The 1,561-nt window shown below is 27.9% G+C and carries 3 protein-coding genes; 2 read left to right on the top strand and 1 reads right to left on the bottom strand.

Annotated features, from left to right (window positions below; genetic code table 11):
- Nucleotides 1-210 precede the first annotated feature (210 nt).
- On the top strand, nucleotides 211-867 hold the full coding sequence (nth, locus tag HG1285_RS02055) for an endonuclease III (RefSeq protein ID WP_008289226.1): 657 nt from the start codon (nucleotides 211-213) through the stop codon (nucleotides 865-867).
- Here the strand turns inward: nth and HG1285_RS02050 are convergent.
- The gene (locus tag HG1285_RS02050; protein ID WP_008289227.1) at nucleotides 864-1,163 is read right to left on the bottom strand and encodes a hypothetical protein; all 300 of its coding nucleotides are present in this window, start codon (nucleotides 1,161-1,163) and stop codon (nucleotides 864-866) included. The two genes, nth and HG1285_RS02050, sit on opposite strands and share 4 nt — an antisense overlap.
- A 122-nt stretch (nucleotides 1,164-1,285) precedes the next feature.
- Here HG1285_RS02050 and HG1285_RS02045 point away from each other — a divergent pair, with 122 nt between their 5' ends.
- Nucleotides 1,286-1,534, top strand: coding sequence for a hypothetical protein (locus HG1285_RS02045; RefSeq protein ID WP_008289228.1), 249 nt, complete (start codon nucleotides 1,286-1,288; stop codon nucleotides 1,532-1,534).
- Nucleotides 1,535-1,561: the final 27 nt, after the last annotated feature.

A 1,561-nucleotide genomic window follows, 5' to 3' on the forward strand; every position in this document is an offset into this window, starting at 1 on the left:
AAAAAAGGAAAGATTCATCATAACAAAGAAAAACAAACTTTTTAAGACCATTAGGAAGAAGATAGAGACTACTTCAGCAGATTGAAGTATATGGGAATTGAAAGTATTAAAGCTGTTTCTTTGGAAGGGTTTTTAGCTAAAATTCACTTTTTTATTTTAGCTCTACAGTTTAAAATTATACTTAAGGTTTAAATTGGAAATTAGGGTTATATGCAGACACAAGAATTTATAAAGGTTTTAGAAATATTAGAAAAAGAATTTCCAAAATGGAAAGCCCCTGTAGTTTCATTAATGGCACAGCAAATAAAAGACCCATTTAAAGTTTTAATTTCTACAATTATAAGCCTTAGAACTAAAGATGAAGTAACAGCTAAAGCTTCAAAAAGACTTTTTTCTGTGGCAAAAACGCCTGAAGAAATTTCTAAACTTTCTGAAGAAAAGATTGCAGAACTTATTTACCCAGCAGGTTTTTATAAAAATAAAGCTAAAACAATAAAGGATATATCTAAAATTATTTTAGAAAAATATAATGGAAAAGTACCAGATACCTTGGAAAAGCTTTTAAAATTTAAAGGTGTTGGAAGAAAAACAGCTAACCTTGTATTAAGTGAAGGATTTAATAAACCTGCCATTTGCGTAGATATACACGTTCATAGAATATCAAACAGACTTGGATTTGTTAAAACAAAAACACCTGAAAAAACGGAGTTTGCTTTAATGGAAAAGCTTCCTGAAAAATACTGGAATAAAATAAATAAGTTATTAGTAGGTTTTGGTCAAACTATTTGTAAACCTGTTTCACCTTACTGCAGTAAATGCCCTGTTGAAAATTTATGCAAGAAAAAAAATATAAAAACTTTTCGTTAAAATAGATGTTTAGATAAAGCTCCTAAAGTATTTAGCACAGCACTGTCAGTTGTTGTAGCTTTAAATTCAGCATCTATAGATACATCATGAATATTTTTTTTATATCTCAAAAGCCTGTATGTAGTAAAATCGTCTTCCTTTTTTTTCAATATGAAATACAAAACATCTTTAGCCAATTCAGGCTCAATGACGTCTAAAATCTCAAATCCTTTTGATAGTTTATACAATGTAATTCCATTTTCTAATTTAAACTTTTTTACCAATGGAACTAAGTTTTCTGGTGATGTAATTTCCATTAATCTCCCTCTTATTTTTCTTTTTAAAATTAAGTACTTTTATTTTAATTGTCAATACTTGCAAATTTATTTAATATTGGGTTAAGTTAAATTTGATTACATAAAAATAACACGAGGGCTATATGTGGGGATTTAACGATATACTAAGGGAGAGGAACAATCACAGTTCAAGATACAATAATTTTTTAGTATTTGATATAGAAACCATTCCTGATGAAAGTATGATTTTTGAAATAGCTGATGATAAGGAAAAAGAAAAGTTTGAAAACGGTGAATTTTTACCTCACGCATACCATAAAGTTGTAGCCCTGAGTTATATGGTTATTAAAAATGGAAATGTTTATGAGTATATTTCAAAGTTTCAGATATGAAGCAATATTTTAAATACCTTCTGGATA

It is taken from the genome of Hydrogenivirga sp. 128-5-R1-1 (assembly GCF_000171895.1).